Here is a 24023-nt window from a genome sequence, read left to right as displayed (position 1 = left end):
CACGAATAACGGGTTGAAGGAAGGGCTCGTGAGCACACCTGCGGCTACTGCTGCAGCACCGCTTCGAGCTTGTCGACCAGGGTGCGCAGGATCTTGACCCGCGCGAAATACTTGTTGTCGGCCTCCACCAGGGTCCACAGGGCGTTGCTGGTGCTGGTACGGTCGATCATGTCGCACACCGCCGGCTCGTAGAGCAGCCACTTCTCGCGGTTGCGCCAGTCTTCGGGGGTGAGCTTGTAGCGCTTGAACGCCTCGCTCTCCCGGGCCTTGAAACGGGCGAGCTGCTCGTCCTGGCTCACCGACAGCCAGAACTTGACCACCACCGCGCCGGCCGACACCAGCTGATCCTCGAAATCGTTGATCTCGGCGTAGGCACGCATCCAGTCGGCCTCCGAGCAGAAGCCCTCGACCCGCTCGACCAGCACCCGGCCGTACCAGGAGCGGTCGAAGATCGCTGTCTTGCCGCGTCGCGGCAGGCGCCGCCAGAAACGCCACAGGTAGGGCCGGGCCGCCTCCTCGTCGGTGGGCGCGGCGATCGGGAAGACCTGGTACTGGCGCGCATCGAGGGCCTCGGTGATGCGGCGGATCGCCCCGCCCTTGCCGGCGGCGTCCATGCCCTCGAAGACCAGCACCAGCGAACGCCGCGCGAAGGCCTCGCTGCGCAGGGCCAGGGCCAGCCGCCCCTGCAGCTTCTCGAGCTGGCGCTCGTAGGTTTTCTTGTCCATCGGCTGGCGGAGCACCAGCGCGTTGAGCAGGTTGCGCTCGTCGGGCGCGGCCACCAGCGGGGCGGCCGTCTGGCGCGCCCGGAAGCCCTTGCGGACCTGCTCGATGCGGCGCTGCAGCCGCTCCAGCAGGTTGCGGCCGACCTGCACCGCCCGATACTGCGGGTCGGTGCCATCGACGATCACCCACGGCGCCACGCCGGTGCTGGTGCGGCGCAGCACGTGCTCGGCGACCTCCCGGTAGCGGTCGTACTGCTCGTAGAAATCCCAGTCGGCCTGGCGCACCCGCCAGCGGGTGTCGGGGTTGGACTCCAGCGCCTTGAGACGTTTCTTCTGGCCGGCCCGGGACAGGTGGAACCAGAACTTCACCAGCAGCACGCCCTCGGCGGCCAGCATCGCCTCGAACCGGTTGAGCTCGGACAGGCGCTGGTCGAGGGGCGCCTTTTTCAGGCGCCCGCCGGCCCGCTCGCCGATCGGGTCCACATACCAGTTGCCGAACAGCACGCCGATCTTGCCCTTGGGCGGCAGGGCCCGCCAGAAACGCCACATCGGCGGCCGCTCGCCTTCGTTGTCGGTGGGGCGGTCGAAGGCATGCACCTCGATGTGGCGCGGGTCCATCCACTCGTTGAGCAGGTTCACCGTCTCGCCGCGCCCGGCGCCGTCGATGCCGTTGATCAGGATCACCACCGAAAAATCCCGGTGCTCCAGCAGATCGAACTGCACATCGAGCAGATCGGTGCGCAGCTTCGGCTCGATGAGCTCGTAGTCGGCCTTCGACAGGTGATGGCCCAGTTCGGCGGACTCAAACATCGGCGTCTCCCGCAAAATCACCCCACAGGGTCTGCAGGGCCGCCAGCGCGGCCAGCCCCGCCGTCTCGGTGCGCAGCACCCGCGGCCCGAGGGCCAGCGGCGCGCAGCCGGCGTGTTCGGCCAGGGCCAGCTCGGCCGGCGACCAGCCGCCCTCGGGGCCGATCAGCAGCGCCAGCGGCCCGGCCGGGCGCGCCTTGCCGGCCAGCGCCCCGGCGGCCCCCGGCGCGAGGACCAGCCGCGTGCCCTCGAAGGGCTCGGCCAGATACTTCGCCAGCGGCAGGATCGGCGCCACCCGGGGCACGCGGTTGCGCCCCGACTGCTCGCAGGCCGCCACCGCGATCTGCTGCCAGTGGGCCACCCGCTTGTCGGCCCGCTCGCCGGCGAGCCTGAGCACCGAGCGCTCCGCCGCCACCGGCTGGATCGCCACCGCGCCCAGCTCGACGGCCTTCTGGACCACCCAGTCCATCTTGTCGCCGCTGGCCAGGGCCTGCACCAGGGTGATCTGCAGCGGCGATTCACATTCGACCGCGAGCCGCGGCCCCAGCCGGGCGACGGGCTGCTTGCCGAGGGCCAGCAGGGTCGCCGCACACTCGCCGCCCTGGCCGTCGAAGAGGGTCACCGCGTCGCCGACGGCGAGGCGCAGCACACGCTCGGCATGGTGGGCGACCGCCGCCGGCAGCGGCATGTCGGACTCGGGGAGGAGCCCCTCGGGGCAGAAGAAGCGCGGATTCATCATGCTATTATCCGCAAATTCCGCGCGCCTCAACGGAATGGAAACGAAGATATGGTCAGTCTCACCACGCCCCTGTGCGATTTCGGCTGGTCCGCCCCGGACTTCACCCTTCCCGGCGTCGACGGCCAGCCCCATTCCCTCGCCAGCTGTCGCGGCCCCCGCGGCCTGCTGGTGATGTTCATCTGCAACCATTGCCCCTACGTGAAGGCCGTGCTGCCGCGCCTCCTGCGCGACTGCCGCGAACTCGCCGGGCTGGGCATCGGTGCGGTGGCCATCATGTCCAACGACCCCACCGACTACCCCGAGGACTCGTTCGACAACATGCGGCGCATCGCCACCGAAATGGATTTCCCCTTCCCCTACCTGCTCGACGCCAGCCAGGCCGTCGCCCGGGCCTACGGGGCGGTGTGCACGCCCGACTTCTTCGGCTTCGACGCCGGGCTCGGGTTGCAGTACCGCGGCCGCCTCGACGCCTCCGGAAAGCAGCCCGCCCCCGCCGATGCGCGCCGCGAGCTGTTCGAGGCCATGCGCCAGGTCTCCACCAGCGGCCGCGGCCCCGAGGCCCAGACGCCCGGCATCGGCTGCTCGATCAAGTGGCGGGAGGCGTGATGACCAGCGCCCAGCGCCTCGAACAGGCCCGCAGCCTGACGCAGCTCGTGCGCGAGATGGCCCACGAGATCATCCTGCCCCGCTACCTGCGCGCCACCCGCGAGCGCAAGGCCGACGGCAGCGTGCTCACCGAGGCCGACCTGGCCTCCCAGGCCGCCCTGGTGGCGCGTCTGCCGGGCCTCATCCCGGCGCCGGTGCTGGGCGAGGAGATGAGCGCCGAGGAGCAGGGCCGCGTCTGGCACCAGGGCACCCACGGCCTGTGGGTCATCGACCCCATCGACGGCACCACCAACTTCGCCAACGGGATCCCCTTCTTCGGTGTCGCGGTGGCCTATCTGGTCGGCCACAAGACCCAGCTCGGCGTGGTCTACAACCCGGTCACCGACGAGGCCTTCTATGCCGGCCGCGGCGCCGGCGCCTGGCTCAACGACGTGCCCCTGCCCCTGCGCAGCCCCACCACCCAGCTGCGCGACGCGGTCGCGGGGGTGGACTTCAAGCGCATCAGCCATCACCTGGGCGACGAGCTCGCGGTGCGCCCACCCTACTACTCCCAGCGCAACTTCGGCTCCAGCGCCCTCGAGTGGTGCTACGTGGCGGCCGGCCGCCTCGACGTCTACATCCATGGCGGGCAGATGCTGTGGGACTACGCCGCCGGCCGGCTGATCCTCGAAGAAGCCGGCGGCAGCTACAGCAGCCTGGGCGGCACGCCCCTCACCGCCGGGCCGGCCATCAAGCGCTCGGTGATCGCCGCCGCCAGCCCCGCCCTCTTCGAGCAGTGGCGCACCTGGCTGCACGCCCACGCCTGACCCGGAGCCATCATGTCGACCAAGCACCCCATCATCGTGGTGACCGGCTCCTCCGGCTCGGGAACCACCACGGTCAAGCATACCTTCGAGGGCATCTTTGGGCGGGAGAGCGTGAATGCCGCCATCGTCGAGGGCGACAGCTTCCACCGCTACACGCGCGACGAGATCCGCAGCCTGATCGCCGAGGCGGAGGCCCAGGGCAAGCGCGGCATCAGCCACTTCGGCCCCGAAGCCAACCTCTTCGAGGACCTCGAAAACCTCTTCCGCACCTACGGCGAGTCGGGCACCGGCAAGCGCCGCCGCTACCTGCACAACCCCGAGGAAGCCGCCCGCCGCGGCCAGCCGGTCGGCAGCTTCACCCCCTGGGAAGACCTCCCGCCCGACACCGACTGCCTGTTCTACGAGGGCCTCCACGGCGCCGTGAGCACCGACACCGTCAATGTCGCCCAGCACGCCGACCTGCTGATCGGCGTGGTGCCGATCACCAACCTCGAATGGATCCAGAAGATCCACCGGGACACCAAGACCCGCGGCTACTCCCTCGAGGCCGTCCAGGAGACCATCCTGCGGCGCATGCACGACTACGTGCATTACATCGTGCCCCAGTTCTCCCGCACCGACATCAACTTCCAGCGCGTGCCGATGGTGGACACCTCCAACCCCTTCGTGGCCCGCGATATCCCCACCGCCGACGAGTCCAAGGTGATCATCCGCTTCCGCAACCCGCGGGGCGTCGACTTCCCCTACCTGCTGCGGATGATCCACGAGAGCTTCATGTCCCGCGCCAACACCATCGTCGTGCCCGGTGGCAAGCTCGACCTGGCGATGCAGCTGATCCTCACCCCGCTCATCTGGAAACTCATGAAGCGCCGCCGCCAGGGCGTCTGAGCCGGCGGCAGGGCGCCCGCCCGGCGCCTATGATGGGAGCTGAAGCCGGGCACTGAACCGCCGCGGAGGCGCGCGGCAGCCGCCCGTCCCCAGGTTCCTGCGCCATGCCCCCCGACGGCACCCCGATCGCCAGCCACACCCCCGAGGCGGCCCTTTCCGCCCTCCACAGCCAGACCGCCGGCCTCGGCGCTGCGGAGGTCCAGCGCCGCCTGCGGGCCTTCGGGCCGAACCAGGTCGAGCGCCTCGCCGGCGAGCCCGTCTGGCTGACCCTGCTGCGCGAATTCACCCACTTCTTCGCCCTCGTGCTGTGGCTGGCCGCCGGCCTGGCCTTTGCCGCCGAGCACATCGAGCCGGGCCAGGGCATGGCCGAGCTGGGGGTGGCGATCGTCGGCGTGATCCTCGTCAATGGCGGCTTTTCGTTCTGGCAGGCCTACCGCGCCGAGCAGGCCCTCGACGCCCTGCGCCGGCTGCTGCCCCAGCGGGTCAAGGTGCGGCGCGACGGCCGCCTCGACGAGATCGACGCCGCCGGCCTCGTCCCCGGCGACGTCGTCAGCCTCGCCGAGGGCGACAAGGTGCCGGCCGACTGCCGAGCCCTCGAGAGCTGGGGCGTGCGCGTCAACCTCGCCACCCTCACCGGCGAAGCGCTGCCCAAGGCGCGGGTCGCCGAGGCCGACCCCGGCGCGTCCGGCGACCCCCTCGCGGCGCGCAACCTGCTGCTCGCCGGCTCGCTGGTGGTGGCCGGCGAATGCAGCGCCGTGGTGTACGCCACCGGCATGCACACCGAGTTCGGCCGCATCGCCCACCTCACCCAGACCGCCGGCGAGACCGAATCGCCGCTGCAGAAGGAGATCCGCCGCGTCTCGCGGCTGGTCGCGCTGCTGGCGCTGGGCATCGGGCTGGTCTTCTTTGCGATCGGCCAGGCCATCGGGCTGCCCTTCTGGGCCAACTTCATGTTCGCGATCGGCATCATCGTCGCCAACGTGCCCGAAGGCCTGCTCCCCACCGTTACCCTGGCGCTCGCGCTGGCCACCCAGCGCATGGCCCGCCGCAACGCCCTGGTGCGCCACCTGCCGGCGGTCGAGACCCTGGGCAGTGCTACCACCATCCTCACCGACAAGACTGGCACCCTCACCCAGAACCGCATGAGCGTCCGCGAGTTGTTCGCCGCCGGCCGCCACCGCCTGGCCGCCGAGCGCTGGCCCGGCGGCGGCGACTTCCACCTGCGGGCCGTCGCGCGCTTCTGCCACAGCCTCAAGTTTCCCGCCGGCCAGCCCGCCGGCGACCCGATGGAGATCGCCCTGTGGCAGTTTGCCGGCCCCATCCCCGAGCCCGGCGAGCGGCGCGGCCAGATCCCCTTCGACGCCGAGCGCCGGCGCATGTCGGTGCTCACCCGCCACCCGGACGGCAGCGGCCAGCTGTGGTGCAAGGGCGCCCCCGAGGCGGTGCTGCCGCTGTGCAGCCAGTGGATGGACGGCGACACCGCCCGCCCGCTGGACGAGGCCACCCGCGCCGCCTTCGGCCGCGCCCACGCCGACATGGCCGACCGCGGCCTGCGGGTGCTGGCGCTGGCCTGGCGGCCCCTCGCCGCGGGCGACGCGGCCGACGAGGCGCAGCTCGCCCTCGCCGGCCTCGTCGGCCTCGAAGACCCGCCCCGCCCCGACGTGCATGCGGCGGTCGAACGCTGCCACGCAGCCGGCCTGCGGGTGATCATGGTCACCGGCGACCACCCGCGCACCGCGGTGGCGGTGGCCCGGGAAGTCGGCATCGTGCGCGGCGCCAACCCGACGGTCATCGACGGCGGCGCCCTGCGCTGCATGGCGCCGGCCGCGCTGCAACTGGCCCTCGACGCGCCGGAGATCCTCTTCGCACGGGTCACCGCCGAGCAGAAGATGCGAATCGTCCAGGCCCTGCAGCAGACGGGCGAGGTCGTCGCGGTGACCGGCGACGGGGTGAACGACGCGCCGGCCCTCAAGACCGCCGACATCGGCATCGCGATGGGCCTGTCGGGCACCGACGTGGCCCGCGAGGCCGCCGACATCGTGCTCCTCGACGACCACTTCGCCACCATCGTCAATGCCATCGAGGAAGGGCGGGCGGTGTTCGGCAACATCCGCAAGTTCCTCACCTACATCCTCACCTCGAACATCCCCGAGCTGGTGCCCTACCTGGCCTTCGTGCTGTGCCGCATCCCGCTGCCGCTCACGGTGATCCAGATCCTCGCCGTCGACCTCGGCACCGACATGCTGCCGGCCCTCGCCCTGGGGGCCGAGCCACCCCACCCGGACACCATGCGCAGCCCGCCGCGGCCGCGCCACGAACGCCTGCTGTCGTGGCCGGTGATCGCCCGGGCCTATTTCTTCCTGGGGCCCCTGGAGGCGCTCGGCGCGCTGGCGGCGTTTTGGTTCGTGATGCAGGCGGGGGGCTGGGTATATGGCGCGATGCCGGCGCCCACCGACCCGCTCTACCGGCAGGCCACCACCGCCTGCCTGGCGGCCATCGTGCTGGCCCAGATGGTCAACCTGTTCGTCTGCCGCCATCCGCGGGAGGCAGCCTGGCGCCTGCCGCTGGGGGCCAACCCGCTGATCGTGGCCGGCCTCGCCGTCGAGGCGGGATTGCTGCTCGCCATCGTCTATACGGAAATCGGCAACCGCCTGTTCGGCACCGCGCCGCTGCCCTTTGATGCCTGGCTGTTCGCACTGCCCTTCGCCCTCGGCCTAGGCGTGGCCGAGGAGGCGCGCAAGGGCCTGCTGAGATACGCCGGGCGACGCTGCGGCGCCACGCCGGCGCGGCATTGACCTGCGCCCCCGGCGGGTTCTGCCCTACCGGCCGCGCCGTGCTCTCTGGCCGCGCAGGCACCCGCCGGGCCGCCCGACGTCTCACCGGCCGATGGCCTTACTTCGGGGCGCTGAAGCTCTTGCCGTTGTCGGTCTGCTGGTCGTCACGGAACTCGCCTTCCCAGCCGTCGCCGCTGGCCCAGGTGAGGCGCCCGGGGCCGTGCTTGCGGCCGAGCTTCCAGGCGCCCTCGTAGCGGTTGCCGTTCTTCCAGGCAAAGCGGCCCTGGCCGTGGAAGACCCCGCGCGCAAACTCACCGGTGTAACGGTCGCCGGACGGGAAGATCAGCGTACCGCGGCCGGACGGCTCGCCGTCGAGCACGCTGCCTTCGTAGCGGTTGCCGCCGGCAAACTGGATCACCCCCTGGCCCACCGCCCGGTCGTCCGTCCAGTCGCCCTCGTACCACTGGCCGCCGACCCAGTTGAAGCGGCCCTTGCCCTGCTTGCGGCCATCGACCAGGGTGCCCACGTAGCTCTCGCCGTTGGTCCACTCGACCCGCCCGCTGCCGTTCACGGTGCCGCCGGCGCCGCTGGGTGCGAAGCTGCCGCGGTAGGTGGTGTCGCCGGCCACCAGCACGACCTCGCCCGCCGGGGCGGCCACCTTGGGCGCATCGGGCCTGGGCGCTTCGACCCTGGCTGCCTCGGCGCGAGGCTCGGCCGGGCGCGCTTCGGGCTTCGGCGCCTCCGCCGGCCCGGCCTCGGCGCCGGCCTGCACCGCCACCACCCTGGGCGGCGGGGGCACCGGCTCGGCCGCCACCGGGGGCGCACCGGCCGGGGTCAGCCGGAGCGAGGCCAGCACCGGGGGCGGCAGCGGCGTGCCCCGCTCCCGGGCCAGCGCGTCGGCATTGCCGCGGGCCAGGTTGTGGGAGCTGCCGCGGCACTGGACGGCGGTTTCGCGCCAGGCGGCCTCGGCCTTCACCGACAGATTGTCGCGCTCGGTGGCCGACACGCCGCTGGCGGCCTTCAGGCGCTGGGTGTGGTCGGTGGCCTGGTCCCACAGGGGGCCGCAGTACTCGGCGTTGTGGGCGTCCACCTGGGCCTGCTCGGCGCGGCGCTGGGCCTGCTGCTGACGCGGACCGGCGCATTTGTCGGCCGCCCCCTCCCAGGCCATCACCGCCTTGCCGTAGAGCATTGCCGCGTCGTCCCAGCGCTTGTCCCGGGAGGCGGTGCGGGCGTAGTCCACCAGGCCGCTGGCGCTCTTCCAGGCGCTGTCGCAGGCCGGGCCGGCGCTCAGCAGCTCGGCGTTGGCGGCGCGGGCCCGGACGGTGGCGGCGAGGCTCTTCTGGGCCTTGTCCCGATGGGGCGGCTGGCACACGTCCACCGCCTCGCGCCAGACCTTCTCGGCCTCGCCGAGGAGCTGCTCGATCTGCGCCGGGTCGCCCTTCTCGCCGCGGGCCATGGTGGCCCGCAGGTCGAGGTCGAGGGCCTTGTCGAGCCGCGGCTGGCAATCGCCCTGGTGGCTCAGCACGGCCTCGGCGCTGCGCAGCTCGGCCGTCGCGGCCTCGCCCTGGCGGTTGGCCCGCGCCGCCTCCGCCGGGCAGGCGGCAACCACGTCGAGAAAGCCGTTGCCCGCCTCCCGCAGGCGCTGGGCGGCGTCGCGCCAGCGCTTGGCCTGGGCGGCCTGGCGGCCGAGCTCGAGGTTGGCCTCGGCCTCCTGCATCCGCAGCGGGCAGTCCGGCCCGGGGCCGGCGGCGTCACCGGCGGAGGCCGCGGGCATCGCGCCGGGGTCGGCCGCGTGGGTCGCGCCAGCCAGCGCGGACAAGGCAAGGGCCAGCCCGCGGGCCAGCGCCGAAAAACGCATCTCGTTCATGGTTTCAATCCTGCCCCGTCTCGAGGGGCATCCTGAGCATTGCATCAATCAAGCCGCCACCGGCGGCGGATGGGGGCGGCACGGCGGCCGACGCCTGGTCGCTCTCCGAGATCATCGCCAGCCCCGCCCCCTCGTCGGAGGCGCTGGGCAGGTCGGTGAGCCGGAGCGCGAAGGCCTCGAGGGAGGCGCCCTTCAGCACCGCCGCCAGCATGTCTTCACGCTGGGTCTGGCGGGCCAGCGTGGAATAGCGCACCAGACGCTCCTCGTCGAGCACGAAGGCGTTGGCGATCAGGCCCTGGTCGAGCAGCTTCTGGTGCAGCGTGGCGCCGGCCAGGGGGTCGCCGCCGAGCTTGCCGATGCGGTCCCAGGCCCAGCGGTCGGCGTCGTCGAAAGCCGTGGTGGCAACCCACGACAGGCTGGACACCGACATGCCGACCCGCGCCATGAAGGTGTCGCGCAGCACGTTGCCCGCCTGGCGCCCCACCGACTTGGCAACCTCCTCGCCGACCTTCCTGACGTAGTCCTGGGCGGCCTGTTCGGCGAGCTTGCGGGCCGCCTCCTCGAGGGCCGCCTTCGCCGCCGCCTCGCCGGCCGCCTTGGTCGCCGCCGCAGCCGCCGCCTGGGCCGCCTGGTTCACCGCCACCTTGGCCGCCTCCGCCGCCGCGTTGAGGCCGGTGGCGAGGGAGGCGATCTCGAACAGGGTGGTCACGATCTCCTTGCCGTAGTGGTAGGTCTTCATGCGGGCGCCCCCCTCCTCGGACAGGCCCTGGGTCCACAGCACCATCCACAGCGCCTCGTCCGGGGTGATCTGCGGCCGGAAGATGTCGAGGGGGTGCACGCTCATCAGCCAGTGGAAGTCCTGGTAGCCCGGCGTGACCGGCGGCGCCAGGCGGGTGTAGCCGCGGCACACCTGGAAGGACTTGAGGGTGAGCGTCTTGCCGGCCGCGGTCCTGACCGGAAACGCCTTGCCGTCGTCGCGCAGGCTGGCCAGCTCGGCGAGCATCTTGTTGCTGTCACGCCTCTTGTAGCCGTCGATCTCGACGATCTTGTCGCCCGGGGCAAACCCCGAGTCCGGCGTGGCCGCCACCACCGTCAGGCGCTCGTCCACCTGCAGCGCGCGCACCCAGGCCACCCGGTCGTCCTCCTCCCACTCGTAACTGGTGGCGACGCTGATCGGCAGCTCCCACTGGCGGCTGCAGTCGGGGTCGCCCAAGGCCGCCGAACGGGCGATAGCCGGGCGCAGCGCGCGTTCGCCATGGCCGAGGGCACGCAGGTTGGCGAGCAGGGTCTCATTGACCTTACGACCGTCGTCCAGGGTGTAGCGGACGGTGCCGCAGGCGCCGAGCAACAGCGAAGCGAGCGCGACGGCGCAGGTGGCGGAGCGGAAAAGGCGCGGCATCGGGAAACGGAGAGGTAACAAATTGTGTAGCTCGACGAAGCCCCCGGATTATGCAGCACTTTGTGCGCTCCGCCCGTGACGCATGCCGGCCCGGCCGGACGCCCACAAATCCCCTGCCAAGGCTACCCAACCACCGGGGAATCAAAGATAATTACGGTCTTTGCGCGCCGCTTCGCCGGCCCAAGGTTATCTCGATGTCTACTTCGCGTAATGTCAAGCCGCCCGTCTTCAACCCCCTGACCGGCGCGATCCGCGCGCTGGCCATGGACGCCGTGCAAAAGGCCAACTCCGGCCACCCCGGCGCCCCGATGGGCATGGCCGAAATCGCCGAAGTGCTGTGGCGCCGCCACCTGCGCCACAACCCGGCCAACCCCAAGTGGGCCGACCGCGACCGCTTCGTCCAGTCCAATGGCCACGGCTCGATGCTGATCTACAGCCTGCTGCACCTCACCGGCTACGATCTCTCCATCGACGACCTCAAGCAGTTCCGCCAGCTCCACAGCAAGACCCCGGGCCACCCCGAGGTCGGCTACACCCCCGGCGTCGAGACCACCACCGGCCCGCTGGGCCAGGGCATCACCAACGCGGTGGGCATGGCGCTGGCCGAGAAGGTGCTGGCCGCCGAGTTCAACCGCCCCGGCCACGACATCGTCAACCACCACACCTACGTGTTCCTGGGCGACGGCTGCCTGATGGAAGGCATCTCCCACGAGGCCTGCTCGCTGGCCGGCACCTGGGGCCTCGGCAAGCTGATCGCCTTCTACGACGACAACGACATCTCCATCGACGGCCACGTCTCCGGCTGGTTCACCGACGACACCCCGAAGCGCTTCGAGGCCTACGGCTGGCACGTGGTGCGCGACGTCCAGGGCCACGATCCGGTCGAGATCGAGGCCGCCCTGAAGGCCGCCCAGGCCGAGACCGGCCGCCCCAGCCTGATCTGCTGCAAGACCATCATCGGCGCCGGCGCCCCCAACAAGCAGGACAGCCACGACTGCCACGGCGCCCCGCTGGGTGCCGCCGAGATCGAGGCCACCCGCGCCCACATCGGCTGGCCCCACGGCCCCTTCGAGATCCCCGCCGACGTCTACGCCGCCTGGGACGCCCGCGCCAAGGGCGCCGCCGAAGAGGCCGAGTGGAACGCCCACTTCGCCGCCTACGCCGCCGAATACCCCGAGCTGGCCGCCGAATTCACCCGCCGCATGGCCGGCGACCTGCCCGCCGACTGGCAGGCCCACGTCGACGGCGTGCTCGCCCAGGTGATCGACAAGGCCGAGACCATCGCCACCCGCAAGGCCAGCCAGAACAGCATCGAGGCCTACGCGCCCAAGCTGCCCGAACTCCTCGGCGGCTCGGCCGACCTGGCCGGCTCCAACCTCACCCTGTGGTCCGGCGCCAGGGGCGTCTCCCGCACCAGCGGCGGCAACTACGTTTATTACGGCGTGCGCGAGTTCGGCATGGCCGCCATCGCCAACGGCGTCGCGCTGCACGGCGGCCTGGTGCCTTACACCGCCACCTTCCTGATGTTCAGCGAATACGCCCGCAACGCCCTGCGCATGGCGGCGCTGATGAAGGTGCGCCAGATCTTCGTGTTCACCCACGACTCCATCGGCCTCGGCGAGGACGGCCCGACCCACCAGCCGGTCGAGCAGACCGCCAGCCTGCGCCTGATCCCCAACATGGACGTCTGGCGCCCCTGCGACACCACCGAGTCGGCGGTCGCCTGGGCGGCCTCCATCGAGCGTCGCGACGGCCCGAGCAGCCTCGCCTTCTCGCGCCAGAACCTGCCCTTCCAGGCCCGCAGCGCCGAACAGGTCGCCGCGATCCGCCGCGGTGGTTACGTTCTGTCTGAAGCGGGCACTGCGTCACAGCCAGCCGCCCCGCAAGCCGTTATCATAGCGACCGGTTCCGAAGTGGCCCTCGCGATGGCCGCCCAGCAGCAGCTCGCCGCCGAAGGCGTCGCGGTGCGGGTGGTCTCGATGCCGAGCACCAACGTCTTCGACCGCCAGGACGCCGCATGGCGCACCAGCGTGCTGCCCAAGGGCCTGCCCCGGGTGGCCGTCGAAGCCGGCGTCACCGACGGCTGGCACAAGTACGTGGGCATCGACGGCGAGGTGATCGGCGTCAACCGCTTCGGCGAATCGGCCCCCGCGGGCGAGCTGTTCAAGTATTTCGGCATCACCACCGAGGCCGTGGTCGCGGCGGTCAAGAAGGTCATCGCCTGAACGGGCGACGATCTCCTGCAAGACGTATAAACTCGCGCGGGGCCCCCGGGCTCCGCGTGCAAAAAGCATCGGTTGTACTCAAGCATTCAAACTAGGGAGAAGTCTCGATGAGCATCAAAGTCGCCATCAATGGTTTCGGTCGTATCGGCCGCTGTACGCTGCGCGCCATCTACGAGCAGGGTCTGCAGAATGAATTCGAAGTGGTCGCCATCAACGCCTCCGGCGACCTGGCCACCAACGCCCACCTGCTGAAGTACGACACCACCCATGGCCGCTTCGCCACCTCGGTCGAGACCGAAGGCGAAAACACCATCATCATCGACGGCAAGAAGATCCCCTTCTACTCCACCAAAGACCCGAAGGGCGTCAACTGGGGCACCCACGGCGTCGACGTGCTGCTCGAGTGCACCGGCGCCTACACCACCAAGGCCAAGGCCCAGGCCCTCCTCGACCAGGGCGCCCGCCGCGTGCTGATCTCCGCCCCGGGCGGCGACGACGTCGACACCACCATCGTGATGGGCGTCAACGAGGAAGCCCTCAAGGCCGACATGACCGTCGTCTCCAACGCCTCCTGCACCACCAACTGCCTGGCCCCGGTCGCCAAGATCCTGGCCGACAGCGTCGGCATCAAGCAGGGCCTGATGACCACCATCCACGCCTACACCAACGACCAGGTCACCGTGGACGTCCGTCACAAGGACCTCCGCCGCGCCCGTGCCGCCGCCGCCAACATCATCCCCACCAAGACCGGCGCCGCCAAGGCCGTGGGCCTGGTGCTGCCGCAGCTGGTCGGCAAGGTCGATGGCTTCGCGCTGCGCGTGCCGACCATCAACGTCTCGCTGGTCGACCTCACCTTCACCGCCGAGCGCGCCACCACCAAGGAAGAGATCAACGCCCTCATGACCGAGGCCGCCAACGGCCCGCTGAAGGGCATCCTGGCCGTCAACACCGAGCCGCTGGTCTCCTCCGACTTCAACCACACCACCGTCTCCTCCACCTTCGACGCCACCCAGACCCGCGTCATCAAGGGCGAAGACGGCTCCGTGCTGGTCAAGGTGCTGGCCTGGTACGACAACGAGTGGGGCTACTCCTGCCGCATGCTGGACGCCGCCCGCGCCTTCGTGAACGCGAAGTAAGGGTACAAAAAGGCGGGGCTTCCGGGCCCCGCTTTTTTTCCGCCGTTTTTCCGGTATCGCATTTTCATTTCTCACCCACCACGATCATGCAAGTCAAGAAACTCACCGACCTCGACGTCTCCGGCAAGCGCGTGTTCATCCGCGCCGACCTCAACGTGCCCCAGGACGACGCCGGCAACATCACCGAAGACACCCGCATCCGCGCCTCGATCCCGTCCATCAAGTACGCCCTCGACGGCGGCGCCGCGGTGATGGTCACCTCCCACCTCGGCCGCCCCACCGAAGGCGAACTCAAGGCCGAAGACACACTCGCGCCGGTCGCCGTGCGCCTGGGCCAGCTGCTGGGCAAGCCGGTGCGCCTGATCCAGAACTGGGTGGAAGGCGGCGTCGAAGTCGCGCCGGGCGAAGTCGTGCTGCTCGAGAACTGCCGCTGCAACAAGGGCGAGAAGAAGGACAACGAAGAGCTCGCCAGGAAGATGGCGGCCCTGTGCGACATCTACGTCAATGACGCCTTCGGCACCGCCCACCGCGCCGAAGCCACCACCCACGGCATCGCCCGCTTCGCGCCGGTCGCCTGCGCCGGCATCCTGATGGGCGCCGAGATCGACGCGCTGGGCAAGGCCCTGCACGAACCGAAGCGCCCGCTGGTGGCCATCGTCGGCGGCTCCAAGGTGTCGTCCAAGCTCACCATCCTCAAGTCGCTGGCCGACAAGGTCGATCAGCTCATCGTCGGCGGCGGCATCGCCAACACCTTCCTGCTGGCCTCCGGCAAGCGCATCGGCGAATCCCTCGCCGAAGCCGACCTGGTCAAGGAAGCCCACGCGATCATGGACATCATGAAGGCCCGCGGCGCCGAAGTGCCGCTGCCCACCGACGTGGTGGTGGCCGACGAGGTCTCCGCCCTGGCCCGCGCCAACAAGATCTCCGTCGATGACGTGGCCGCCCACGACCGCATCCTCGACATCGGTCCGAAGAGCGCCGCCCGTCTGGGCGAGATCATCGCCAACGCCGGCACCATCGTCTGGAACGGCCCGGTCGGCGTGTTCGAGCTGCCCCAGTTCGCCGGCGGCACCAAGATGCTCGCCTCGGCCATCGCCCACTCCGAAGCCTTCTCCATCGCCGGCGGCGGCGACACCCTGGCGGCCATCGCCAAGTTCGACATCGCCGACGACGTGGGCTACATCTCCACCGGCGGCGGCGCCTTCCTCGAGTTCCTCGAGGGCAAGACCCTGCCCGCGATCGCCGCCCTCGAGGCCCGCTTCGCGAGCTGAGCCACTCGCCTCGTGCAAGTCTCCAAAAATGCGGCCTTTGGCCGCATTTTTGTTAATTAGCTCAAAAAATAGCGTGTTTTGCCGATAACTGACCGACCCAGTCAGAAACATACGCGGGCTCACCGCCCCCACGGCACGCGCTCCCATCATGCCCACCCGCTTCAAGGCCCTGACCAGCCAACCCCGCCGGTTCATCATGGCCATCATGCTGTTCGTCGTCCTCGACCTGAGCACGCTCGTCATCAACCGCTGGCTGGCCGAGGAGATGTCCCGCGACGCGGTGGCCATCAATCTCGCAGGCCGGCAGCGGATGCTCTCCCAGCAGACCACCAAGGCCCTGCTGCAGGCGGGCGACGCCACCTCCACGGTCGAGTTCGAGGCCGCCATCGGGGAGTTCAAGGCCGCCTTCCGGCTCTTCGAGCAGACCCTCACCGCCTTTGCCGAAGGCGGCGAAGCCCCCGGCGGCGACGGCACGCCGGTGATCCTCGGCAAGGTGGACGGCGAGGCGGCCCGGGCAGTGGAAGCGGCGCACCGCCTGATCGCGCCCCTGCCCCCCCTGCTCGCCGGGATGCGCCCGTATCCGGCCGGCCATCCCGGGCCGGCGGCGGAGTACATGATGCGGCACAACCAGGAGATCCTCGCGCTGATGAACCGGCTCACGATGGAGCTGGAGCGGGACTCCCTGCACCAGGCCAGCCGCCTGCGGAGCATCCAGACCGGAGCCTTCCTGCTGGCCCTCGCGAACTTCCTCGGGATCGTTTTCGGGATGCTGCGTCGGGTCCGCCGGGCCGAGGACGACAAGCAGCGCTGGCGGGAACTGGCCCGCCACGACCCCCTCACCGGCCTGTCGAACCGCAAGGGTTTCAGCGAGGCGGGCGTCGCCATCCTGAGCCGGGCGCAGGTGGAAAACGCCGCCGGCGTGGTGGTGATGCTCGACCTCGACGGCTTCAAGCCGATCAACGACCGCTACGGCCACGCGATGGGCGACCGGGTCCTCGTCAAGCTGGCGGAGAAGCTGGCTACCGCCGCCCGCGCCACCGACGTGGTGGCCCGGCTCGGCGGCGACGAATTTGCGATCCTGTGCCCCACGCTGCAGACCGCGCAGGATATCGAGCAGTTCTGCGAACGCCTGCTCGCGGCCATCGCCAGTGTGCCCGCCGATCTCGTCCCGGACTGCCCGCTGGGCGGCAGTGTCGGGGTCGCCCGCTACCCGCAGGACGGCTACGTGCTCGAGAACCTGCTCGGCCGCGCCGACCTGGCGATGTACACCGCCAAGAACGCCGGCGGCCGGCGCTGGCACATCGACTGAACACGCGTCTTCCCGCTCGGGTCGACTGGCCGTCGGCAGCCCCGGGCGCGTGGGTTGCAGGCATGGCGTTGACGGGCTCCGGCGCCCGCACCGCTCAGAGCTGGGCTTCGCGACGGATCTTCCAGTCGCCGCCTTCCTTCACCCACTCGAGCTGCTTCTGCACCACGTCGCTGTAGTTGCCCGATTGGTAGCGCTGCTCGAAGCTGACCCGCACCACCTCGCCGTCCACCTTGACGCTCGGCGCACCGACCTGGACCTTGATGTCGCCCTTCTTGGCGAGCTTGGCCCGGCGGTCGCTCTCCCAGGCCGCCCGCGACTTGTTGCCGGCGGGCTCGAAGGCGCCGGCGTAGAAGGAGAGGTAGCGGCCGCTGTCCTTGGCCTCCCAGGCCAGACGCCAGGCCTCGAGGCGGCCAGCCACCAGCTTGCCGGCGTCGGCCGCCGGGGCAGCCGCCTGGGCCACCGGCGGCGCGGCCGGCTTGGCCGCGACCGGCGCCGGGGGCGCAACCGGCGCGGCGACTGCCGCTGCCGCTACCGGTGCCGGCCGGGACGGCGCCGCGGCGGGCGCCTGGGCGGTGGAGGTCTTGATGGCCGTCGGCACCGCCGCCTGGGCGAGGCGCTGGCGCAGGGTGCCGTTGGCCGGCTCCAGCGTCAGCCCCTTCTCGAAGGCCTGGCGGGCACCCGCCTCGTCCCCGTTGAGCTGCAGCACCACGCCGAGGGTGTCGTAGTAGGCCGCCCGCCTGGGGTCGCGGGCCACGGCCTGACGAGCCAGGCTCAGGGCCTCGTCGAGGCGCAGGCGGCGATTGGCCAGCAGATAGGCGAGGTTGTTGGAGAGGCGCGGATCGTTGGGCGCCACCTTCAGGCCCTCCCGATAGGCCGCCTCGGCCTCGGCCAGCTTCTCCATCCGTTCGAGCGCCCGACCCCGCTGCAGGTGGGGCAGCGCGCTCTGCGGCAGCAGGGTCGCGGCGCGCCGGTAGCCTTCGATGGCCTGCTCGTGGCGGCCCAGCATCTGCAGGGCATCCGCGCGGGCCAGCACGGCGTTGGGAAAGTCCTTGCGCAGCGAGAGGGCCTTGTCGAAGGACGCCAGCGCCCGCTCCGCCTGCCCCTGCTTGAGGCTGACCACGCCGAGGGCATGGTGGGCAGCCGCATTGCCCGGATCGCGGCGGGCGGCATCCTCCAGCGCCCGGCCCGCCTCCTCGAAACGCCCATCCGCCGACAGGGCCATGCCGAGCCCCAGTTGCGCGGCGACCATCTCCGGGTTCTGCCGCACGACCTCCCGCAGCAGATCGACGGCCTGCCCCGGCTTGCCGAGCTTCTCCAGGTAGAGGGTGGCGAGATCGAGCTTGAGCGGTACGAGGCCCGGGTGGCTGGCGATGGCGGCCTGGTAGCTGCGCTCCGCCTCGGGCAGCAGGCCCTGCTCGGTGAGCAGGCGGGCCTGGGCCTGGAGCACGTTGGCCTGGCCGGGCGCCATCGCGACGGCGCTGCTCATCCAGTCGCGGGCGAGCCGGGTCTTGCCCTGGGCCTGGGTGGCCGCCGCCAGGCCGAGCATGGCCTCGACGGAGCGCGGATTGCGCTCATAGGCCTCGCTGAAGGCGCGTTCGGCCTGGTCGAAGTGTTTCATCCGCAAGGCCGACTGGCCCCGCGCGATGCCGTCCAGCTCCGGGCGGCCCGCCTGGGAGGTGAGGCTGGGCGGCGTGCCGGCGATGACCGGTTCGGCACGGACCGTGAGGGCAGGCATGGCAAGCCCCGCCGAGAGAGTCAGGACGGGAAGAAGGCGGGTTCTATGCATGACAACCTCGAAAACTCGGAAACAAGGCGGCGGGAGCGCCGCAGAAACTGGAAAAACTGGCCTGGCGGCAAAATAGCCCACGCAGCCTCCGGGCAGGGGCGCATTTTTCACGGGCCAGGGCGGGGGCCGGCCACATATTTCACGACCTGCGGCAAATGCCTGTCCAAGCCGCCCCCGAAAAGGCAAAAAGGGGGCACGCCCCCCTTTGCCTTGCATCGCTGAAACCTTCAGCGGACACCCGCAGGTGCCCCGCCGAAAGCTCAGGAGGACTTGCGACGACGCAGCACGGACAGGCCGGCCAGGCCCAGGGCGCCCAGCATCAGGCTGGTGGGCTCAGGAACCGAGGAGGCGGTGGAGGCCTGGAGGATGTCCTGGCTGTCCGGGCTCTGCCACAGGGTCAGCTGGTAGTTGCCGGTGGAGGGGCCACCGTTGACCAAGCGATCGAGGTAGATCTCGGCGGCGAACAGGGCGTCACCCTCGGCGGCGCTGTTGCTCACGCCGCTCCAGTTCTTGAAGCTGCCGGTGCCGAGGTTGTTGTCGTCGAGGGTTTCCCACAGGGCGATCTGGAAGCCGGCGACTTCGACGGCGTTGTCGAAATGCACTTCGGCGTAGCTCTGGTTGAACAGGGTCTGCACCGCGCCCGGGATCACGCTGGAGGGGCTGAAGGTCATGCCATTGAGGGCGTTCACGTTGACGCCCTGCAGCAGCTCGTAGCAGAAGGCCAGGAAGCTGCTGCCGGTGGTGGCGTTGCTGACGTTGAAGACGCCGGTATCGACGGTCTTGGTGCCGGTGCCGTTCACATCGACCTTGAAGCCCATCAGGGAGTTGATGTCGAGTTCCATGGCGAGGGTGTCGGCATGGGCGGGGGCGCTGGCCAGCAGACCGGCGGCGGCGAGGGCCAGGGCAGCCTTCTTGAGGGTGGTGTGCATCATTTATTGCTCCTGTGTTGAAAAGTGAGAGGGGTTGTAAGGGTTCGGAAAAACGCGCCGGCCGGTTTGGGGCCAGCCGGCGCGGTACGCTTAGGCGGCCATCAGGGCGTACTGCTGCTCCTGGTGGAGGGCCGACAGCTGGGCCAGAGTGGCGACGGCGGCGTCGCTCACCGGAGCGGCGGCAGAAGCCACGTCGGCGGCAGCGACGCTGGCACCAAGCACCTGGTCGAGGCTGACGTCATTGCCGAGCAGCTCAGCCATGGTCGGCAGGTGCACACCGGCCTGGGCGGCGTCCTGGGCATCGACGTTGAAATACACGTCGGTCATGTCCACCGCGCGCCCGTCGGCGAGGGTCGCGGCGCTGCGCTCGAGGTGCAGGTTGCCGTGCTCATCGACCGCCGGGAGGGCGAAGTAGTCCAGCTTGAGGCTGGCCACGCCCGCGTCGGTGAGGCTCATCAGCTCGCCGGCGTCGGTCTTGCCGTCGCCGTTGGCATCGCGCCACACCTTCAGCTCGGCAAAGCGCTCGTCACGGGCATCCACCACGCCGTCTCCGTTGCTGTCGAAGGCCGACAGCTTGGCGAAGCCCTGGCCGACGCCGTTGCCGCCGAACAGCTCGTTGATGCCATCGATGCGGCCATTGCCGTTGCCGTCGACCGCCAGGAAGGCGTCGCCACCGGACAGCCAGCCAGACTTCACCGCGACACCGGTACCGAACAGGTCGAAGGTGCCGTTGGCGTTTTCGCGGCTGACGGTGTGGATGCCGTTGCCGTCCAGGTCGATGACGATCGGGCAGATGCCGGCATCACGGGTGTTGTCGTACTGCCCCGACACCAGGGTGAACTTGTCGGTGTTGCCCTGGTTGTAATACGTCGAGGAGACACGCGCGACATCCGAGTCGGAGGCGTCGTAGGCGTTGCTGTAGGCATCCTTCGTCGTCCATTGGTAACCGGACTGGTTGACACTCTGGGTCAGCGCGTTGCCCCACCAGTCGTAGCGGCCGGTGTAGTAGTAGGCCGACGCCTTGTCGAACTGCAGGCTGTACTGGCCCGGGTTCAGGTTGGTGAAGCTGTAGCAGCCGTAGGCATCCGTCTTGGTGGTGGCGACCAGGACACCAGCGGCGTCGAGGAGCTTGACCGTGACGTTGGCGACGCCACAGTCACCGCTGTCCTGCAGGCCGTTGTTGTTGAAGTCCATCCACACCTTGTCGCCGACGCTGGCCTTGCGATACAGGCCCGCATCCACCTTGGTGAGGGTCTGGCCCGCCGTCAGGGAGATGGTGCCGGTGTAGCCGGAGCCGTTGAAGGCGCTGTCGGTGCCGTTCCAGCCGGCCTGATCCTGCTTGGTGACGTAGTAGCCGGTGGGGGTCACCACCTGCACCTTGTAGTCGCCCGCATTGACGTTGTTGAACAGGTAGTTACCGTAGGCGTCGGTGGTGGTCGTGGCGACCACGGTGCCGGCGCTGTTGAGCAGCTTCACGGTGACGCCCTTGATTCCGGCCTCCCCCGCGTCCTGGATGCCGTTGTAGTTGGTGTCTTCCCACACGCGGTCACCGATCTTGCCGGTAATCGGCGGGCAGTAGAAGCCAGCGTCGACATTCAGGTTGTTGCTGCCCTGGGTCAGCGTATAGACGCCGGTGGTGCCGGTGCTGTCGATGTCGCTGTCGGCCGCGTCGTTGCCACCGAGGTCCTTGCCGGTGATGGTGTAGCCGTTCGGGGTGACCATCTGGATCTTGTAGTCGCCGGCGGCGAGCTTCGAGAACAGATAGTTGCCGTTGACGTCGGTGGTGGTGGTGGTGATCACCTGGCCGGCGCCGTTGAGCAGCTTCACGGTGACGCCGGCGATGCCGGCTTCGCCGGAATCCTGCACCCCGTTCATGTTGGCGTCGTTCCACACCCGGTCACCGATGCTGACGTCGGTGGCACAGAAGGCCGAGGCACTGTTGACCACCAGCTGCTCGATCTTGAAGTAGTCCTCCGGCGAGGTGTCGGTGGTGTCAGCCGCAATGATCAGCACGTTACCGGCAAAGCCGTTGGCGTTCAGATCGGCCCAGCGGGCGCTGGTCAGCGTGGTCTGGTTGACCTCGGTGAAGCCCATGCTGGCGAGAACCGAATCGCTGAGGGTCAGGTGGCTGTCGAAGGCACCATCGACGGTGCCGATCCACACCTTGATGTCGCTGTCGCAGACCACGTAGCCCAGGTAGGCCTTGTCCACCGCGACGACTTGCGAGAACTCGAACAGCACATAGTTGTCACGGCCGACGTTGTCCACCGTGTGGCTGTCGCCGCTGCCCGTGCCTTCGCTGCTGTCGGTCACGCCGAGACCACCGCCGTAGGCACCCAGCCAGGCCGACGACCAGGCGCCGGACGTCTTGTCGCGACTCCAGGCGCTGGCGTTCACCGAAATACCGTTGTTGGTGTAGCTGCGCACGTTGCCGTCGGTGCCGTCGGTGGCGGAGTTGCCGCTGAAGTCGAAGCAGGCGGTGACCGGCTTGACGGTGAGGCCGGCATCCCAGCTCATGTCGTTCTCGCCGGACTCCAGGGTGGTCTGGATGGTGTTGCCGGCGGCACCGCTGCCGCTCACCGTGACCAGGCTGACGTTGTCGATGATGCCGCCGACGCTGTCGTCGTCACCGGCCTGCTCGCGGAACTCGAGACGGCTGCTGGCGTCGGCCGCAGTCACCGTGAAGGTGTACTTGGTCAGCGTGGTCGAGGCCGGATCGATGGTGGCGATCTTCGTGCCTTCCCAGAACACTTCGACGGTGTTGGTGCCGGCGGCGTAGCCCGCACGCTGGGCCACGTCGAGGGACAGCTGGTAGGTCTGGCCGGCCACCGTGGCGACGTCCTGGTAGAAGCCGGTCACCGTGCAGGTGGTGTTGGCATCCAGTTCGGCCACGTTGCTGCCGGTCGCGCCGCTGACGCCGTAGCGGGAGGCGGAGCCCACTTCCACGTAGTCGCCGTTGCCGCACCAGCCGGTGGAACCGTTCTCGAAGCTGCCATTGACGATCAGGTTGGTGGTGCCGAGGACGACACCGCCGCCGACGTCGGAGTCGATGCCGTCATTGGTACCGACATCCTTGGTCGTAAAGGTGTAGCCCGCGGGCGCCACGAACTGGACCGAGTAGGTGCCCGGCATCAGGTCCTTGAAGACGTAGTTGCCGTTGCCGTCGGTCAGGGTGGTGGCGACCACGTTGCCGCTGGCGTCGAGCAGCTTGACGGTCACCCCCGGTACGCCGGCTTCACCCGCGTCCTGCAGGCCGTTGTTGTTGCAGTCGGCCCACACCTTGTCGCCGATGGAAGCCTTCTGATACAGGCCCGCATCCCACGACAGGTCGTTCTCGCCGGCAACCAGCGTGGTGGAGATGGTCTTGCCGGTAGTCGGGTCGAAGTCGCTGTCGGTGGCGTCGTTGCCGCCCTGGTCCTTCGCGCTGATGAAGTAGCCGGTCGGCGCCACGACCTGGGCGGAGTAGTCGCCCGGGGTGAGGTTGTTGAACAGGTAGTTGCCGTTGGCGTCGGTGGTGGTGGTGGCCACCACGCTGCCGGCGCTGTTGAGCAGCTTGACGGTCACACCGGCGAGGCCGGCTTCACCCGCGTCCTGCACACCGTTGGCGTTCTTGTCCAGCCACACCCGGTCGCCATAGGAAGCGCTCGGAGCCACCAGACCGGCATCCAGCGAGACGTCGTTCTCGCCGGAGACGAGGGTGGTCTGGGCGCTGATCCCGGTGGTCTGGTTGACGTCCGAGTCGAGCGTGTCGTTGCCGCCCTGGTCGGCCGCCGTGAAGGTGTAGCCGGTCGGGGCGATCACCTTCACCGAGTAGTTGCCCGGCACCAGGCCCTGGAACAGGTAGTTGCCGTTGGCGTCGGTGGTAGCGGTGGCCACTTCGGCACCCGCGGCGTTGAGCAGCTTGACGGTCACCCCGGCCACGCCGGCTTCACCGCTGTCCTGCACGCCGTTCTTGTTGGCATCCAGCCACACGCGGTCGCCGAGGGATGCCTTCTGGTACAGGCCGGCGTCCCAGCTGCGGTCGGTCTCGCCGGCGCTCAGGGTGGTGGTGATGGTCTTGCCAGTCATCGGGTCGATGTCGGAGTCCACCGCGTCATTGCCGCCCTGGTCCTTGGCGCTGGCGAAGTAGCCCGTCGGCAGCACGACCTGCACCGCGTAATCACCCGGGGTGAGGTTGCTGAACAGGTAGTTGCCGCTGGCGTCGGTGGTGCTGGTGCTCACCACGCCGCCCGCGCCGTCGAGCAGCTTCACGGTGACACCGGCAATGCCGGCCTCGCCCGCGTCCTGCACGCCGTTGGCGTTGCTGTCGAGCCACACCTTGTCGCCGATCGCCGCCGAACGCTCGTCCACAAACACGTTGCCGCTGTTGGTCTGGCCCGGCTGAACGGTGACGCTGATCATGTTGGGATCGCCACCGTCCTTGTCACCCACGTCGAGGTAGCCCGTCGGGGTTTGCTCGACGATGGTGTAGTTGCCCGCCGGCACGTTGGTGAAGCTGTAGTTGCCGTTGGCGTCGGTGGTGGTGCTCGCCACCGGGTTGCCCAGCGCGTCCTTCAACACCACGGTGACGCCCGGGATCGGGGTGTCGCCCATGTTGTCGTTGTTGGTGTCCTCCAGCACGCTGCCGGTGATCGTGCCGGGGTTGGCCACGATGCCGGCGTCCCAGCTGCGGTCGGTTTCGCCCGAGTCGAGCACGGTCTGGGCGGTCTTGCCGTCCATCGGGTTGGCGTCGCTGTCGCTCGCGTCGCTGCCCACGTTG

15 protein-coding genes are annotated in these 24023 nt (G+C 69.7%); 8 read left to right on the top strand and 7 right to left on the bottom strand.

Annotated elements, in window-relative coordinates:
• Window positions 1–44: 44 nt before the first annotated feature.
• On the bottom strand, window positions 45–1532 hold the full coding sequence (gene pap, locus ACE3OU_RS11185; protein ID WP_374241642.1) for a polyphosphate:AMP phosphotransferase: 1488 nt from the start codon (window positions 1530–1532) through the stop codon (window positions 45–47).
• Window positions 1525–2265 carry a 16S rRNA (uracil(1498)-N(3))-methyltransferase gene (locus ACE3OU_RS11180; RefSeq protein ID WP_374241692.1) on the bottom strand — a complete coding sequence of 247 codons (741 nt, stop codon included), beginning with the start codon at window positions 2263–2265 and terminating at the stop codon, window positions 1525–1527. The genes pap and ACE3OU_RS11180 overlap by 8 nt, the downstream gene beginning before the upstream one ends.
• A 51-nt stretch (window positions 2266–2316) precedes the next feature.
• On the opposite strand from ACE3OU_RS11180, the gene ACE3OU_RS11175 reads away from it, so the two are divergent.
• The 4 genes from ACE3OU_RS11175 to ACE3OU_RS11160 all read left to right on the top strand — a co-directional run bounded on the left by ACE3OU_RS11175 (window position 2317) and on the right by ACE3OU_RS11160 (window position 7363).
• The gene (locus ACE3OU_RS11175) at window positions 2317–2874 is read left to right on the top strand and encodes a thioredoxin family protein (protein ID WP_374241641.1); all 558 of its coding nucleotides are present in this window, start codon (window positions 2317–2319) and stop codon (window positions 2872–2874) included.
• Window positions 2871–3680 carry an inositol monophosphatase gene (locus tag ACE3OU_RS11170; RefSeq protein WP_374241640.1) on the top strand — a complete coding sequence of 270 codons (810 nt, stop codon included), beginning with the start codon at window positions 2871–2873 and terminating at the stop codon, window positions 3678–3680. Before ACE3OU_RS11175 ends, ACE3OU_RS11170 begins: the two co-directional genes overlap by 4 nt.
• 12 nt (window positions 3681–3692) lie before the next feature.
• The gene (locus ACE3OU_RS11165) at window positions 3693–4568 is read left to right on the top strand and encodes a phosphoribulokinase (protein WP_374241639.1); all 876 of its coding nucleotides are present in this window, start codon (window positions 3693–3695) and stop codon (window positions 4566–4568) included.
• Between the two features lie 104 nt (window positions 4569–4672).
• Window positions 4673–7363 carry a cation-translocating P-type ATPase gene (locus tag ACE3OU_RS11160; RefSeq protein WP_374241638.1) on the top strand — a complete coding sequence of 897 codons (2691 nt, stop codon included), beginning with the start codon at window positions 4673–4675 and terminating at the stop codon, window positions 7361–7363.
• 97 nt (window positions 7364–7460) lie between these two features.
• Here the strand turns inward: ACE3OU_RS11160 and ACE3OU_RS11155 are convergent, their stop codons facing one another.
• Together ACE3OU_RS11155 and ACE3OU_RS11150 are read right to left on the bottom strand one after the other, a co-directional pair.
• Window positions 7461–9209: an MORN repeat-containing protein gene (locus tag ACE3OU_RS11155; protein ID WP_374241637.1), complete on the bottom strand. Its 1749-nt coding sequence runs from the start codon at window positions 9207–9209 to the stop codon at window positions 7461–7463.
• Window positions 9210–9213: 4 nt separating this feature from the next.
• Window positions 9214–10608 (bottom strand): hypothetical protein, encoded by a 1395-nt coding sequence (locus ACE3OU_RS11150; protein ID WP_374241636.1) that lies wholly within the window; start codon window positions 10606–10608, stop codon window positions 9214–9216.
• A 194-nt stretch (window positions 10609–10802) separates the two neighbouring features.
• Between ACE3OU_RS11150 and tkt the strand changes: the two genes are divergently transcribed.
• The 4 genes from tkt (at window position 10803) to ACE3OU_RS11130 (ending at window position 16549) form a co-directional block, all read left to right on the top strand.
• A complete protein-coding gene (gene tkt, locus ACE3OU_RS11145; RefSeq protein WP_374241635.1) occupies window positions 10803–12833 on the top strand; it encodes a transketolase in 2031 nt (676 codons plus the stop codon).
• 107 nt (window positions 12834–12940) lie between these two features.
• Window positions 12941–13969: a type I glyceraldehyde-3-phosphate dehydrogenase gene (gene gap / locus ACE3OU_RS11140; protein WP_374241634.1), complete on the top strand. Its 1029-nt coding sequence runs from the start codon at window positions 12941–12943 to the stop codon at window positions 13967–13969.
• 86 nt (window positions 13970–14055) lie between these two features.
• Window positions 14056–15240: a phosphoglycerate kinase gene (locus ACE3OU_RS11135; RefSeq protein ID WP_374241633.1), complete on the top strand. Its 1185-nt coding sequence runs from the start codon at window positions 14056–14058 to the stop codon at window positions 15238–15240.
• A 148-nt stretch (window positions 15241–15388) separates the two neighbouring features.
• Window positions 15389–16549, top strand: a complete 1161-nt coding sequence (locus ACE3OU_RS11130; RefSeq protein ID WP_374241632.1) for a diguanylate cyclase domain-containing protein — start codon at window positions 15389–15391, stop codon at window positions 16547–16549.
• A 94-nt stretch (window positions 16550–16643) separates the two neighbouring features.
• Here the strand turns inward: ACE3OU_RS11130 and ACE3OU_RS11125 are convergent, their stop codons facing one another.
• The 3 genes from ACE3OU_RS11125 to ACE3OU_RS11115 all read right to left on the bottom strand — a co-directional run.
• On the bottom strand, window positions 16644–18284 hold the full coding sequence (locus ACE3OU_RS11125) for a tetratricopeptide repeat protein (RefSeq protein ID WP_374241631.1): 1641 nt from the start codon (window positions 18282–18284) through the stop codon (window positions 16644–16646).
• 311 nt (window positions 18285–18595) lie between these two features.
• A complete protein-coding gene (locus ACE3OU_RS11120) occupies window positions 18596–19267 on the bottom strand; it encodes a PEP-CTERM sorting domain-containing protein (RefSeq protein ID WP_374241630.1) in 672 nt (223 codons plus the stop codon).
• 87 nt (window positions 19268–19354) lie between these two features.
• Window positions 19355–24023: SdrD B-like domain-containing protein (locus ACE3OU_RS11115; protein WP_374241629.1), on the bottom strand; the 4669-nt coding region annotated here is incomplete at its 5' end.

Origin of the sequence: Zoogloea sp. (assembly GCF_041908905.1) — a bacterium.
Lineage (GTDB): Bacteria > Pseudomonadota > Gammaproteobacteria > Burkholderiales > Rhodocyclaceae > Zoogloea.
Note: the sequence above shows the minus strand (reverse complement) of the source record. Positions and strands in the feature narration are given on the sequence as shown.